15 protein-coding genes are annotated in these 12752 nt (G+C 58.8%); 6 read left to right on the forward strand and 9 right to left on the reverse strand.

What is annotated here, in order from left to right:
• Nucleotides 1-13: 13 nt before the first annotated feature.
• Complete coding sequence (locus ACR0MV_RS13780) at nucleotides 14-865, reverse strand: bifunctional helix-turn-helix domain-containing protein/methylated-DNA--[protein]-cysteine S-methyltransferase (RefSeq protein ID WP_480702463.1); 852 nt, start codon at nucleotides 863-865, stop codon at nucleotides 14-16.
• A gap of 118 nt (nucleotides 866-983) precedes the next feature.
• Here ACR0MV_RS13780 and nth point away from each other — a divergent pair, with 118 nt between their 5' ends.
• Both nth and ACR0MV_RS13790 read left to right on the forward strand, forming a co-directional pair.
• A complete protein-coding gene (gene nth / locus ACR0MV_RS13785; RefSeq protein ID WP_480702563.1) occupies nucleotides 984-1628 on the forward strand; it encodes an endonuclease III in 645 nt (214 codons plus the stop codon).
• The gene (locus ACR0MV_RS13790; RefSeq protein ID WP_480702464.1) at nucleotides 1625-2614 is read left to right on the forward strand and encodes an adenosine kinase; all 990 of its coding nucleotides are present in this window, start codon (nucleotides 1625-1627) and stop codon (nucleotides 2612-2614) included. Before nth ends, ACR0MV_RS13790 begins: the two co-directional genes overlap by 4 nt.
• A 4-nt stretch (nucleotides 2615-2618) precedes the next feature.
• On the opposite strand, the gene ACR0MV_RS13795 is transcribed toward ACR0MV_RS13790, so the two are convergent.
• The 5 genes from ACR0MV_RS13795 to ACR0MV_RS13815 form a co-directional block, all read right to left on the reverse strand.
• Nucleotides 2619-3458: a DUF547 domain-containing protein gene (locus ACR0MV_RS13795; protein ID WP_480702465.1), complete on the reverse strand. Its 840-nt coding sequence runs from the start codon at nucleotides 3456-3458 to the stop codon at nucleotides 2619-2621.
• Nucleotides 3455-4828 (reverse strand): radical SAM protein, encoded by a 1374-nt coding sequence (locus tag ACR0MV_RS13800; RefSeq protein ID WP_480702466.1) that lies wholly within the window; start codon nucleotides 4826-4828, stop codon nucleotides 3455-3457. Before ACR0MV_RS13800 ends, ACR0MV_RS13795 begins: the two co-directional genes overlap by 4 nt.
• Nucleotides 4829-4900: 72 nt before the next feature.
• A complete protein-coding gene (locus tag ACR0MV_RS13805) occupies nucleotides 4901-5611 on the reverse strand; it encodes a glutathione S-transferase family protein (protein ID WP_480702467.1) in 711 nt (236 codons plus the stop codon).
• A 64-nt stretch (nucleotides 5612-5675) separates the two neighbouring features.
• Nucleotides 5676-6215 (reverse strand): RNA polymerase sigma factor SigZ, encoded by a 540-nt coding sequence (gene sigZ / locus ACR0MV_RS13810; protein WP_480702468.1) that lies wholly within the window; start codon nucleotides 6213-6215, stop codon nucleotides 5676-5678.
• A 6-nt stretch (nucleotides 6216-6221) separates the two neighbouring features.
• Nucleotides 6222-6707: an RNA pyrophosphohydrolase gene (locus ACR0MV_RS13815; RefSeq protein WP_480702469.1), complete on the reverse strand. Its 486-nt coding sequence runs from the start codon at nucleotides 6705-6707 to the stop codon at nucleotides 6222-6224.
• A gap of 137 nt (nucleotides 6708-6844) precedes the next feature.
• Between ACR0MV_RS13815 and ACR0MV_RS13820 the strand changes: the two genes are divergently transcribed.
• The 3 genes from ACR0MV_RS13820 (at nucleotide 6845) to ACR0MV_RS13830 (ending at nucleotide 9592) form a co-directional block, all read left to right on the forward strand.
• Nucleotides 6845-8872: an FAD-dependent oxidoreductase gene (locus ACR0MV_RS13820; protein WP_480702470.1), complete on the forward strand. Its 2028-nt coding sequence runs from the start codon at nucleotides 6845-6847 to the stop codon at nucleotides 8870-8872.
• Between the two features lie 94 nt (nucleotides 8873-8966).
• Complete coding sequence (locus tag ACR0MV_RS13825) at nucleotides 8967-9218, forward strand: hypothetical protein (RefSeq protein WP_480702471.1); 252 nt, start codon at nucleotides 8967-8969, stop codon at nucleotides 9216-9218.
• The gene (locus ACR0MV_RS13830) at nucleotides 9215-9592 is read left to right on the forward strand and encodes a hypothetical protein (protein ID WP_480702472.1); all 378 of its coding nucleotides are present in this window, start codon (nucleotides 9215-9217) and stop codon (nucleotides 9590-9592) included. Before ACR0MV_RS13825 ends, ACR0MV_RS13830 begins: the two co-directional genes overlap by 4 nt.
• Nucleotides 9593-9618: 26 nt before the next feature.
• On the opposite strand, the gene ACR0MV_RS13835 is transcribed toward ACR0MV_RS13830, so the two are convergent.
• Entirely contained in the window at nucleotides 9619-10059 is a 441-nt protein-coding gene (locus tag ACR0MV_RS13835; RefSeq protein WP_170425798.1) for a DUF4399 domain-containing protein, read from the reverse strand.
• A gap of 229 nt (nucleotides 10060-10288) precedes the next feature.
• Between ACR0MV_RS13835 and ACR0MV_RS13840 the strand changes: the two genes are divergently transcribed.
• Nucleotides 10289-11194, forward strand: coding sequence for a LysR family transcriptional regulator (locus ACR0MV_RS13840; RefSeq protein WP_170425800.1), 906 nt, complete (start codon nucleotides 10289-10291; stop codon nucleotides 11192-11194).
• Nucleotides 11195-11276: 82 nt separating this feature from the next.
• Here ACR0MV_RS13840 and ACR0MV_RS13845 read toward each other — a convergent pair whose 3' ends face one another.
• Together ACR0MV_RS13845 and ACR0MV_RS13850 are read right to left on the reverse strand one after the other, a co-directional pair.
• A complete protein-coding gene (locus ACR0MV_RS13845; protein WP_480702473.1) occupies nucleotides 11277-12179 on the reverse strand; it encodes an OmpA family protein in 903 nt (300 codons plus the stop codon).
• The gene (locus ACR0MV_RS13850; RefSeq protein WP_480702474.1) at nucleotides 12176-12748 is read right to left on the reverse strand and encodes a peroxidase-related enzyme; all 573 of its coding nucleotides are present in this window, start codon (nucleotides 12746-12748) and stop codon (nucleotides 12176-12178) included. Before ACR0MV_RS13850 ends, ACR0MV_RS13845 begins: the two co-directional genes overlap by 4 nt.
• Between the last annotated feature and the right edge of the window lie 4 nt (nucleotides 12749-12752).

Consider the following 12752-nt stretch of genomic DNA (forward strand, 5'->3'; position numbering starts at 1 on the left):
CTTTTTGGTGTGACTAAGCGTCGGCCTGCGCGGCCTCATAAGCCAGCATGGCACGCTTGACTGGAAGGCCCCAATGATAACCGCCCAATCCGCCGGATTTTCGCAACGCCCGGTGACAGGGAATCAGCCAGCTGACCGGGTTGCGCCCCACCGCCGTTCCGACGGCACGCACCGCCTGAGGCGATCCCACGCGTTGGGCAATCTCGGAATAGGTCGTGACCTGACCGGACGGAATGTGCATCAGTGCCTCCCACACCTTTATTTGCAAAGGTGATCCGATCAGGTAGAGCGGCGTGGGCTCCAATCGGTCGCTGGCCGCACCAAAGGCGCTAAGGACCCAAGGGCGCAGTCGCATCGGGTCTTCGACGAACTCTGCGTTTGGCCAACGCGAGATCATGTCCTCCATCGCCTCCTCTTCGCCGGTCTCGGCCCCGAAGGCCATGCCACAGATGCCCTTATCGGTGCCCATAACCAGCGCAGGACCAAAGGGGCATTCGAACCAGCCCCAATAGATCGTCAACCCCGCGCCTTTGCGGGCGTATTCACCGGGGCTCATAGATTCCCATTTCAGGAACAGATCGTGCAGACGACCACTGCCAGACAAGCCCACATTGTGCGCCGTCTCCAGCGTGGTGAACCGTTCGTGCAACAGCGCCTTGGCATGGCCAAGGGTCAGATACTGCTGGTACCGCTTTGGCGACACACCGGTCCAGCGTGAAAACAGCCGTTGGAAATGCGCGGGGCTCATATCCATCTCGCGGGCCAGTTCTTCAAGGCTTAGGCCCTCGCCGCCCTGATCGATCAGGTCGATGGCACGGCGCATGACGTTGTAGTGGTATCCGCTTTCCGGGGTCTGGACGTTCATGACTCTCACCTCGTTGTCTTGTCTCAAGCATAGCCTGCGCGCCACGCCCTCGCGACCCGGAACATGCGCATTGGCTTTGCACTTGTATCGCCGCGTCCTGAACGGCATTAAGGCCCGGATGGCAAAGCAGCTTGGATACCACACGATCCGCGAGATCTTTACGCGTTTTCACGACGCCGACCCCGCACCCAAGGGGGAGCTGGATCACGTGAACGTCTATACTCTGGTCATCGCCGTAGCCCTGTCAGCGCAGGCGACCGATGCAGGCGTCAACAAAGCGACCAAAGAGCTGTTCAAGATCGCCGACACACCGCAGAAGATGCTGGATATGGGCGAAGAGGGCCTGATCGAGCACATCAAGACCATCGGCCTGTTCCGGCAGAAGGCCAAAAACGTCATTAAGCTCAGCCGAATTCTGGTCGACGACTATGGCGGCGAAGTACCCAATTCCCGTGCCGCACTGCAATCTCTGCCCGGTGTCGGACGCAAGACCGCCAATGTGGTGTTGAACATGTGGTGGCAATACCCGGCGCAGGCGGTGGATACGCATATCTTTCGGGTCGGCAACCGCTCTGGCATCTGCCCCGGCAAGAATGTCGACGCCGTCGAGCGCGCCATCGAGGACAACATTCCAACCGATTTCCAGCTGCATGCGCATCACTGGCTGATCTTGCATGGCCGCTATCACTGCAAGGCGCGCAAACCCATGTGCGGCACCTGTATCATCCGCGATCTGTGCGAATTTGAGGACAAAAACCTATGAAAACCTACCAACTCGCCGGCATCGGAAATGCCATTGTCGACGTGATTTCTCAGGCCGATGACAGTTTTCTGGAACTGATGGGCATTGAAAAAGGTATCATGCAGTTGGTCGAACAGGAGCGAGGCGAGTTGCTGTACGCCGCGATGGAAGGCCGGGTACAGACGCCGGGTGGATCGGTCGCCAACACGATCGCGGGCGCGGGCGCATTGGGGCTGGATTCGGCGTTTATCGGGCGCGTCCACGACGACGCTCTGGGCCGGTTCTATGCGGACGCGATGAACGAAGACGGCGTCGACTTCGTGAACCCTCCGGTCCCGGGTGGAGAACTGCCGACCTCGCGCTCAATGATCTTTGTCTCTCCCGATGGCGAACGGTCGATGAACACCTATCTTGGGATTTCTTCGGAACTGTCGTCTCAGGACGTTTCGGAAGAGGTTGCGGGCAACAGCCAGATCATGTTCCTTGAGGGCTACTTGTTCGACAAGGAAAAGGGTAAGGCGGCGTTTCTTGAAGCCGCGCGCAACTGTCACAAAGGCGGCGGCAAGGCAGGCATCGCCATTTCCGACCCGTTCTGCGTAGAACGCCACCGGGTCGATTTCCTGCTGCTGATCGAAAACGAACTGGATTTCGTGATCGGCAACGAGGCCGAGATCAAATCCTTGTTCGAAACCGACGATCTGGAGGAAGCGCTGGCCAAGACCGCCGCTATCTGCCCTCTGGTCGTGTGCACACGTTCCGGCGATGGTGTGACTGTCCTGCATGACGGTCAGCGCGTTGACGTAGCGGTCGAAAAAGTTGTGCCGGTGGACGCAACCGGCGCAGGCGATCAATTCGCCGCCGGGTTCCTGTTCGGTATGGCCACAGGCCGGGACTATGAGACCTGCGCAAAGATCGGCAATGTCTGCGCCCGCGAAGTCATCAGCCATATCGGCCCCCGCCCCGAGGCCAACATGCAGGAATTGCTGCGCGCCGAAGGGTTGCTGTGACGAACTAAGTTCCAGCCGTCGCGTCGTTCAGCGCCCAGTCGTACTGATAAGCTCTGACACGCGGCGTTTGTTGCATACGGGCGCGTAGCTCGGGTTCCGCCACCGTTTCGAGATAGGTCAGAACGGCCTTTTCATTCGGCCCAAAATCCTCGCGGAACCAAATATAAATTTTCGACAGGATAAGACCGCCACGGTCGTCAAACCGAACTCCGCGCGGGTCGTTGACATAGGCGCGCTCGGCAGCGGCGAAGTCGCGTTCCAGCGTTTCAGCGCGCCATGCGCGGTCCATCAGGTTGGGGCACCCCACAGCAGCGCAGTTCAGCGCATAGTGAATCCGGGGCTCGTTGAAAGTCGGGCGGATGATGCGATGCTCAATATCGTTCAGGGTCAGGGTTTGCCCACCCACCCGCGCAATTGGACGGTTCCACGGCCCGATCGAGAGCGGACCGTCCTTGATGTCACGGATCGACGCGACGGGATAATTCTCAAGAACAACCTCGACGGTCAGCGCGTTGTAGAGGTTGATCCAATAGGCCAGTTGCTGATCACGGGTCAGCTGCGCCGGATCGATGGCCTGCAACGCGGTAAGGTAGCTCTGCACTTGCGCCAAGTCCTGCGGCGACACTTGCCCATAGGCCACCCGGTTCACCCCTAGCGCGTCCGTGGCAACATAGCGGCCCAGAAACCTATCCCAGATACGATGATCGACCGCTTCACCGGGCGGCTGGGCAAACCGGGTAAGGGTCTGCCCCGGCAGGGCCTCGGGCGCAGGCAGAGCCAGACGTTCGACGCTTGCACAGGCAGCCAGCACCGGCAGCAATAGCAGGATCAGAAGATTTCTCATGACGCATCCTTTTGGGTTCGCCGCAGGGCTCGCATCTGCCCTTTGAGCCGTTTGAGAGGGGCCAGCGCAGGGTCGTTCAGATCCGGCAGGTCGGGACCACCGGACAGGCGCGGAACCGCCGCGTTCCACCAGCTTGGGCCGGTTGGACCGTCGATACGCTCGGGTGTGGCCAAATGCTGGTCGCGTTGCGCGTTGTGAACGCACATGGACAACGGACCGTTGGCTGTGGCGACCATGAAAACGCAAGAAGCGCAGCGATCCTCTTCCAGCGCATCCGCAGCCATAAAGTTATGGATGAACACGGATTGCCTTCGGACCGGTCCACGCAAAAGGCCACTGCGCAGACGCAATACACGGCCCAGAAGATGCACCCCAGCCCGAAGGGCAAGCAGTGGATTGCGCCGCACCAGACGCCGGGCGCTGTCGCGGATGTCGATATGACCGTCTGCCGACTCATCGGCCTGCTCAAGCGCGGCCATTACTTTATGTGTCAGTTGCTTTGCGGACAGAACCGACACCGCACGCCCACCGGCCGTGACGACGCTTGCATAACGGTTGCACTTGGAATGGCCCACGGAAGCCGTGTCAAAATGCAGTGGCGTTTCGTACCCGGCCTCAATCGCGCGTATCACACTGTCCTGGGTCATCGCATCGGGTCGTTCGCGCAGCAACCCTCGGCCGGTATCGGCCTGCATCTGGAACGAGACAAAGGCGACCTCTGGTCGATCCCGCAGGAACCGCGCCAACGATGGCAGCTCGTCGAAATTGTCGCCGAACACAGTCGTGTTGAACAAAACCCGCAGACCCAGACCGCGCGTGCGGCGGATATAGGCGCGGCGCACGGTGTTCAGCTCGGCCTCGCTGGCAAAGCCTTTGCGTTCTTGAGTCATGTCGACGTGAAAGGCCACATCATCCAAACCCGCCGCCGCCAATCGGATCAGAAAGGCACGGCTGGCGCGGATACCGTTGGTCATCAGGCAGGACCGCATGCCCAGACGTTTGATCTCGCGGCACAGGGCCTCAAGGTCCTCGACCTTGCGCAAAGTTGGATCGCCGCCGGTAAGCTGGACCGAGACACCGGGGCCGTAATGGCTGTGGATCGTAGCAAGGCGCGCGAACAAAACCGAAAGCGGCGGATCATAGGTCATCTCGGCCCGGTCCGAGAGATAACAGAGCGTGCAATCCAGATTGCAGCGCTGGGTGACTTCCAGCGCGACGCAAGCGATGGGATAGAACCGGCCCGCAGTCTGACCGGCACCATATTCGCCGCATCCTTGCAAACCGCCGCGCAATGGAGCGCGACGGTCAGTACCCTTGAACTTGCGTCCGGCGGGTTTTACGGAAGTGAGAGATGGGGCCGTGTCCTTCATACCCGTCAAGCTAGACAGGTCGATCAGATGCGGCCACGCCCCCTCACGCCAACGTGCGGCTAGGTGAGTGAATCACCCGCAGCATCCGCCGGATTGTTTCAACGGAGCGGTTGTTGGCGCTTCGTTCAGGTTCGCACCCCGCCCCAGCCATGTCCGTTCGGCCAGATAGAAATCGGTGAACCGGGTAACAAAGTCCTCGGACACAGTTTTCTGCGGGATGCCGGTCGCCAGCAAGGCCTGTTGCCAAGCCTTCACCTTGGGGTAGTCCGCGAGCATGTCGTGCCCGCTGTGATCGGACACGATAGCAGCGCGATGGAGCAACGGCAGCCAGGCCATATCGACATTGCCCAGCGCCTCACCCGCAAAGAACTGCCCATCACCAAGCTGCTTTTCCGCCTTTGCGAAAGCGGCATTCAGCTTGTTCGTGCGCTCAGCGAAGATCACCTGATCCGCGCTCTGCATCGCGCTGCACTGGACCAGGTAATGTTTGCTAGCCTGATAGCTCCACGCGCGGTTAAGGGCGCGCCGTTCAGGCGTCAGGTCGGGCTGCAGCGGTGCTGTCACCTCGTCCAGGTATTCGGCAATCGCGTCAGATTCGAAAAGCGCGGTACCTCCTTCGGTCACTAGAACCGGCACCTGGCCTGTCGGCGACAGCTCCAAAAACCAATCCGGCTTGTCGCTGAGGCTGATGTAGTCGATCTGATAATGCACCTGCTTCGCTTCAAGCAGCGCTGTGACGCGCTGAACGAAGGGGCAGATTTTGAAACTGATGATACGGATCATGTGTCTTTCCTTTTGCTGGTTTCATCTGTCAGACGAAGCCCGCGGCAAAAAGACGACGATGAGATCAACATTTTTTGCAGGATTGCGGGTTTTCCTGAACCTCCGAGATATTGCCCCGCACATCCATCGAGATGTTGCAGCACTCCTCGAACGCTTTTCGCAGTTCCGCCCGGCCCTTCTGAACGCGGGACTTGAGCGTTGAATAGGCCAGCCCCTTCGCCTGTGCATACTCCTGCTGGGACACGCCATTGATGTCGATCGCCATCAGCATATCCGCAGTTTCCTGCGGCAAACCGCGAATGAAGGGTTCGACGCACCCCTCAAGGTCCTGGCGCGTTTCCGGATCGTCGCGATGATACCAAAGGTCATCCGGGTGCGCCTCGGCCCGGCCCGATTTACGGTAGTAATCAATGATCGTGCGGTCGGCTGTCTGAAACAACCATGACTGCAGTTTTGCAGGATCTTTCAAGTTCGGCAGACCGGTGAACACTTTGACCGAGATCTCTTGCAGCAGATCGTCCACATCCGCAGCATTTGACACACGCGAATGCAGAAAAGCCTTCAAGCGTGCGCGGTACTTGGGCCAGATGTCCTCGATCTGCATGCCGTCTTATGACAGGTGATCGGCAAAGGCGGCAACCACCTGTTCATAAACCTCACGTTTAAACGGTACGATCTCGTCGATCAGATTTCCGGGGTCCTGCCATTTCCATTGGGTGAACTCCGGGTGATCGGTTTGAATGTCGATCTGATCGTCACGACCTGTGAACCGCAGCAGATACCATTTCTGTTCCTGCCCGCGATAGCGACCTTTCCAGATCTTGGGCACGATGTCATGCGGCAGATCATAGGGAAGCCAGCCGTCTGTTTCGGCCACAACCTCGACCAGATCAGCTGTTACCCCGGTTTCCTCCCACAGCTCCCGCAAGGCAGCATCGCGGGGGTCTTCGCCCTTGTCCACTCCACCTTGCGGCATCTGCCATGCCTCTTTGTGGCGGTCATTGCGCTGGCCGACAAAAATCTTGCCCTCATCATTCATCAGCATAAGTCCCACGCAGGGGCGATACGGCAGTTTGGCGATTTCTTCGGGGGTCATGCGCGGCCTCATGAATTTTGTTGGAAACTCTGTAACAAGCGTTTCAGAAACAGCAAAGGGTTTGACGTTAGGTTTCGCGTGACAACGTTGACGCGAACGTCAATCTAACGTCGAGAAATCGGGAGGGAGAGTTCGCCATGACTGCGTACCCAAACATGCTGGCCCCGCTGGACCTGGGCTTTACCACTTTGAAGAACCGCGTCCTGATGGGATCGATGCATACGGGCCTTGAGGAAACCGGCGACTGGAACCGCGTGGCCGAGTTCTACGCTGATCGCGCCCGTGGTGGCGTCGCCCTGATGGTGACAGGCGGGATTGGTCCGAACCTTGAAGGCTCAGTGCTGCCGGGTGCGTCGATGATGACAAACGACAAAGAGGTGGCGAACCATTCCATCGTAACCCAGCGCGTGCATGAGGCCGGCGGCAAGATCGCGATGCAGATCCTGCATGCAGGGCGTTACGCTTATGGTCCGAAATGCGTGGCCCCTAGCCCGGTGAAATCCCCGATCTCGCCCTTCCCGCCGAACGAGCTGGACGAGGAGGGTATCGAAAAGCAAATCGCCGACATCGTGAACGCCGCAGTTCTGGCGCAGAAGGCGGGCTATGATGGTGTCGAGATCATGGGCTCCGAGGGGTATTTCCTGAACCAGTTCCTGGTAACCCACACCAACAAGCGTGAGGATCGCTGGGGCGGGTCATATGAGAACCGTATGCGCCTGCCGATTGAGGTCGTGCGCCGCACGCGCGAGGCCGTGGGCACCGATTTCATCATCATCTACCGCCTGTCGATGATCGACCTGATCCCCAATGGCTCAACTCATGAAGAGGTCGTTGAACTGGCCCGGCGCATCGAGGAAGCCGGTGCCACGATCATCAACACCGGCATCGGCTGGCATGAAGCGCGTATCCCGACCATTGCCACCAGCGTTCCCCGCGCGGCCTTTGCCTGGGTGACAAAAAAGCTGATGGGCAAGGTGTCAATTCCGGTTATCACCTCGAACCGGATCAACACGCCCGAAGTCGCAGAAGAGGTCCTGTCGACCGGCTGCGCCGACATGGTGTCCCTGGCCCGTCCGATGCTGGCCGATGCGGATTTCGTCAACAAGGCCATTGCGGGTGAGGCCGCCAAGATCGCGCCGTGCATCGCATGTAACCAGGCCTGTCTGGACCACACTTTCAGCGGCAAGCTGACCTCGTGCCTGGTGAACCCGCGCGCCTGCCATGAGACCGAATTGGAAATTGGCACCGCTGAATCGCCAAAGACGGTTGCGATCGTCGGCGCTGGCCCGGCTGGTCTGTCGACCGCTATGACCGCCGCTCAGCGTGGGCATGACGTTACCCTGTTCGACCGCGCCGCAGAGATTGGAGGCCAGCTGAATATGGCCAAACAAGTTCCGGGCAAAGAAGAGTTCTGGGGCCTGGTCGATTGGTACCGTACCATGATGGACGATCTGGGTGTGAAGGTAGAGCTGAACCGAGAAGTCAACGCCGACGACCTGACCGGCTTTGATGAGGTGGTCATCGCCACCGGTGTCACACCCCGCGACCCTCAGATTCCGGGTCAGGACCGCGACAACGTTCTGAACTATATCGACGTCCTGCGTGACAAGGCCGAGGTTGGCAAATCCGTCGCTGTAATCGGCGCGGGGGGCATCGGGTTCGACGTGTCGGAGTTCTTGCTGGAAGACGGCCACAGCGTCACCACCGACCTGCCCGCGTGGATGATGGAATGGGGCGTGACCGATCCGGCTGAACACCGCTCGGGTCTGGCCCCAGAAGGTCCGCAACCCGCGGCACCGGCGCGTGACGTGACCCTGCTACAACGCAAGAAACAGGCGCATGGCAAAGGTCTGGGCAAGACCACTGGTTGGATTCACCGCGCCACGCTGAAAATGAAGGATGTCAACTTTGTTGGTGGCGTGAACTACGAGCACATCGACGAAGATGGCCTGCATGTCAGCTTTGGCGAGGATCGCGCCGACCCAACGCTGATCGCAGCAGATTCAATCGTTTTGTGTTCCGGTCAGGTGTCCGAGCGCAGCCTGGCCGATGCGCTGATCGAACGGGGCATTACTCCGCATGTGATCGGCGGCGCGGATGTGGCCGCCGAACTGGACGCCAAGCGCGCGATCAATCAGGGCACACGTCTGGCCGCTACGTTCTAAAACACATCACATTTGCGCCGAAGAAAGCCGTCTCGAAAGAGGCGGCTTTTTTGTATCACTTGACTTAGCAGGTATCAATATACATATGTACATCATGACTCGGAAAATAGAACGCACGCAAACGGGAATTCGAATCGAAAAGCGCCTGCTGAAAGTCCTCAAAGGACTGGCAGAGTCGCTGGACATGACACTTGGCGATCTGATCGAAGGCATCGCCCTGCACAGTTTTGAAAACAAACCGGCGTTTTCCGAGGAAACGCTGGAGAAGATCAAGCAGCTCAAAAGTGTCTACGACTTCGACTGGACAGCCGAGGACAGTCACCGCTTCAAGGAGGACGGAGAATGAGCGCCGATATCACCAGCGCGTTTGAGGCACATGCCATCGGCAATACGACCTTCGGGCATGCCGAACACGTGCGGGTCGCCTACGATTTGCTGCGCAAATATGATTTCATCGACGCGGCCGCGATCTACGCCAAAGGCATTCGTGCTCTCGCGGCCAAGGCGGGTGCTCCAGACAAGTTCAACCTGACAATCACCTATGCGTTCATGAGCCTAATCGCCGAGCGTCTTGCCATGACTCAAGCTAAGAATTTCGACGATTTCACACAGGAAAACCCCGATCTGATGACTAAGACCGTACTTGATCAATGGTATTCAAAGGATCGACTGAATTCGGCGCTGGCGCGTGGTGTTTTCTTGTTGCCTGCCGCCGCATAGAGAACACGACGGCATCGCCGCGCATACTATTCCACGTTGATCGTGATCACCTCGGACACGATTGGGGGCGAATGCGGCACGTGGCCAGCGTCACCCAGCACCAGTTGCAGCGTGTGTTGGCCCGCAGGCAATTCAAGCGTCGTTTCAGTTTGCCCCCCACCAAAGTGCACATGGTTATCATCTGCCGGAAGACCATAGGCCAATTCATCCAAGCCATCTTCGCCTTCGCCAATCGGGGGGCGGTCGATCAGAAGATGGTGGTGCCCGGTATTCTCTGCCTCAGTGCCGGCGGGTGCCACGCCCATGCCGCTCAGTCCAAAGACCACGGTGACCGGGGACGAGACCGTGTCACCATCCGCGAGGTTCACAAAATAAACCCGTGCATCCGGGTTCGAGGGCGTCTCGCCGCCGGCCCAGGCAAGGGTTGCGGATAGACACAGGGCTGCGGTGATAAAAATGGCTTTCATGATCTCCTCCGTCGACACAAATTTGCCATTGTCATGTTAACACAATCGCCCTCAGACGCCTAAAAACCTTGGCTTACTGGCTTTGTGCCCATCTGGGAAACCACCGTTTCCGCGTTTCCCATATGCAAACGATCCGATTTGAATCCCTGATATTATCCAATGTCTGCCCTGTTTCCGCCCAGATTGGGCGTCAGTTTTGGAAAAAAGGACTAAGACCTGGGGAACGAGAATGGACAGACTGACCGAAATGGAAGCCTTTGCCAATGTGGTAGACCAGGGTGGCTTTACCGACGCGGCAAAGAAAATGGGCATCTCCAAATCGGCCGTGTCAAAGCATGTATCAAGCCTCGAGGCCCGATTGGGTGCGCGGCTGCTGAACCGCACGACACGGCGCGTATCGCCCACTGAAATTGGCCTTGCCTACTATGACCGCGCGCGGCGCGTGTTGAATGATGCCGGTGAAGCCGACGCTCTGGTGACCTCGATGCAGTCCGCCCCCTCGGGTCTGCTTCGGATCAGTGTGGCGACGGATTTCGGCGTGAATCACCTGTCTCCGGTCCTGTCGGATTTTCTAGCTGCCTACCCCGACATCACTGTGAACATGGTTCTCAACAATCGCTATGTCGAACTGATCTCGGAAGGGTTTGACGTGGCCGTGCGCATTGGCGAGTTGGAAGACAGCACCCTGCGCGCCCGCAAGCTGACCGAAACGGTCAAGCGGATGGTTGCGGCCCCAAGCTATATCGAGAAATTCGGCCGACCGCAGAAGATTGACGATCTGAACGAACACAAGCTGCTGCACTATTCCAGCCAGTCTTCCGGCAATGTCTGGAAACTGACGGCGCCTTCGGGTGAAAAGCGGCAAGTGCGCACCGCCGGATGGCTAAGCGTCAATGACGGCCAGTCACTGCTGAACGCGGCCATTTCCGGACTGGGGATCGCATATCTGCCCAGCTATCTTTACGCAGACGCGCTTAAGTCTGGTGCAGTTCTGGACGCCATGCCGTCGCTGCCGGATGAGGTTCAGGGCGTGTATGCCGTTTACCCGCCCGGCCGCTTTACGCAGCCCAAAGTGCGGGCTTTCATAGATTTTCTTGTCGATGCTTTTCACGAGAAAGGCCCGATGGACTGGTGAATTAACCTCGGTGAAACTGAATGGCCCGCGTCTTGTGCGCGGGTCTTTTTTATTGAGCCGAACAGGCCTGAAGCGATGACGCCTAGTTGACCAACAACACGGCCTCGACCCGGCGATTCAGCTCACGGCCTTCGGGCGTGGCGTTCGATGTAAGCGGGGCCAGATAGCCGATACCGCGCGCCTCAAGCCGGTCGGCGGCTACCCCATGCGCTTCGATCAGACGGGCGCGCACAGCTTGTGCCCGACCCGTGCTGACCGAGATATTGGCGTCCAGTGCCCCGGTGTCATCGGTATGCCCCACAAGCGCCAGACGGGTTTCCGGGTTTTTCGCCAAAAACTCAGCGATCAATTCCAGCGAGGAAAATGGCCCTTCGCCCAGCGTCATCTCTCCGGTACGGAAATGCAGATCGTCCAAAATTACGTGACCATTCTGTTCAAGCCCCGCAAGCAGATCTGCGGGTGGCGTCACCGTGTCTTCGATTACCAAGGGCGGCGGGGCCTCGGCCCCAACGGGCGTGACCCGGATCAACTGCACATAGCCATCCGGTGGATTGCGGCTGACCAGCAGACTGACCACATCGCCCCCACGAAGAGCGGACAGAAAGCGATAATCCTGAATGGCCACATACATGTCCGGCGTCGGCACGACCTCGGTACCAAAGCGAAAATCGAACCCGCCGCAAACGCGCGCCTCGCAATCCAGCAGGATCTCGTACCCTTGCGCTTCGATCTGGTCGCGCAGCGGTGCCAGCAACTGAAGCGTCGTGCTGGAGCCTGACTGCAGTCGCCATGTCAGCCTTTCAACCTTACCTTCGACTTCACGCACAGGAACCGCACCGTCGGCGAAGGGACCGATGGGCAACTCATAGCTGTCCAGCTCGCTGGTGCGATCACTCACAAGCCGCGCGCCGGCTGGCAGGGTCAGGTTTTGGGCCGCCACCTGACCAGCCATCAACAAAAGACAGATTGCGGCCGCTCGGATCATCGGGCCTGCGCGTGATATTCGTCGTTCGGGGCCATAGCCGTCGCACTGGCGACCCGGTTCGACATATTGAAAAAGCCGGTCACATTGGCGATGTCCCAGATGTCCCGGTCGCTGAAGCCTGCATCCCGCAGTCGCTGGCGGTCAGGTTCTTCGATCTCGGTGCTGGCAGTGGTCATCTTGGAGGCAAAATCCAGCATGGCGCGTTGGCGTTCGTCCAGTGGGGCCACGCGGTAGTTCATCACCAGCATCTCGCCCAATTGCGGGTCACCGGACAATTGCCGGACGGCCGCACCGTGAGCCACCAAACAGTAAAAGCACTTGTTGATCGCAGATACGACCACCGCAATCATCTCGCGTTCCAGTTTCGACAACGCGCTGTCGCCTAGCATCAAGTCGTTATACATGGCCGTAAACGCGTTCAGCTTGTCGATGTCGAAGGCATAGGCCCTGAGGACATTGGGCACAAACCCCAGTTTTTCTACACAAATATCGAAATACTTCTGCGTTTCTGGCGGCAGCGGGTCCACCATTGGCAGATCCAGCGCGGTAGGCATTGCTTGGTCGGTCACTTCG

The sequence above is a fragment of the Ruegeria sp. BC3 genome (assembly GCF_056539265.1).

Bases quoted from the DNA above. Each gene is read 5' to 3' on its own strand.
- ACR0MV_RS13780 (WP_480702463.1), bottom strand. From the start codon at position 865: ATGAACGTCCAGACCCCGGAAAGCGGATACCACTACAACGTCATGCGC.
- nth (WP_480702563.1), top strand. From the start codon at position 984: ATGGCAAAGCAGCTTGGATACCACACGATCCGCGAGATCTTTACGCGT.
- ACR0MV_RS13790 (WP_480702464.1), top strand. From the start codon at position 1,625: ATGAAAACCTACCAACTCGCCGGCATCGGAAATGCCATTGTCGACGTG.
- ACR0MV_RS13795 (WP_480702465.1), bottom strand. From the start codon at position 3,458: ATGAGAAATCTTCTGATCCTGCTATTGCTGCCGGTGCTGGCTGCCTGT.
- ACR0MV_RS13800 (WP_480702466.1), bottom strand. From the start codon at position 4,828: ATGAAGGACACGGCCCCATCTCTCACTTCCGTAAAACCCGCCGGACGC.
- ACR0MV_RS13805 (WP_480702467.1), bottom strand. From the start codon at position 5,611: ATGATCCGTATCATCAGTTTCAAAATCTGCCCCTTCGTTCAGCGCGTC.
- sigZ (WP_480702468.1), bottom strand. From the start codon at position 6,215: ATGCAGATCGAGGACATCTGGCCCAAGTACCGCGCACGCTTGAAGGCT.
- ACR0MV_RS13815 (WP_480702469.1), bottom strand. From the start codon at position 6,707: ATGACCCCCGAAGAAATCGCCAAACTGCCGTATCGCCCCTGCGTGGGA.
- ACR0MV_RS13820 (WP_480702470.1), top strand. From the start codon at position 6,845: ATGACTGCGTACCCAAACATGCTGGCCCCGCTGGACCTGGGCTTTACC.
- ACR0MV_RS13825 (WP_480702471.1), top strand. From the start codon at position 8,967: ATGACTCGGAAAATAGAACGCACGCAAACGGGAATTCGAATCGAAAAG.
- ACR0MV_RS13830 (WP_480702472.1), top strand. From the start codon at position 9,215: ATGAGCGCCGATATCACCAGCGCGTTTGAGGCACATGCCATCGGCAAT.
- ACR0MV_RS13835 (WP_170425798.1), bottom strand. From the start codon at position 10,059: ATGAAAGCCATTTTTATCACCGCAGCCCTGTGTCTATCCGCAACCCTT.
- ACR0MV_RS13840 (WP_170425800.1), top strand. From the start codon at position 10,289: ATGGACAGACTGACCGAAATGGAAGCCTTTGCCAATGTGGTAGACCAG.
- ACR0MV_RS13845 (WP_480702473.1), bottom strand. From the start codon at position 12,179: ATGATCCGAGCGGCCGCAATCTGTCTTTTGTTGATGGCTGGTCAGGTG.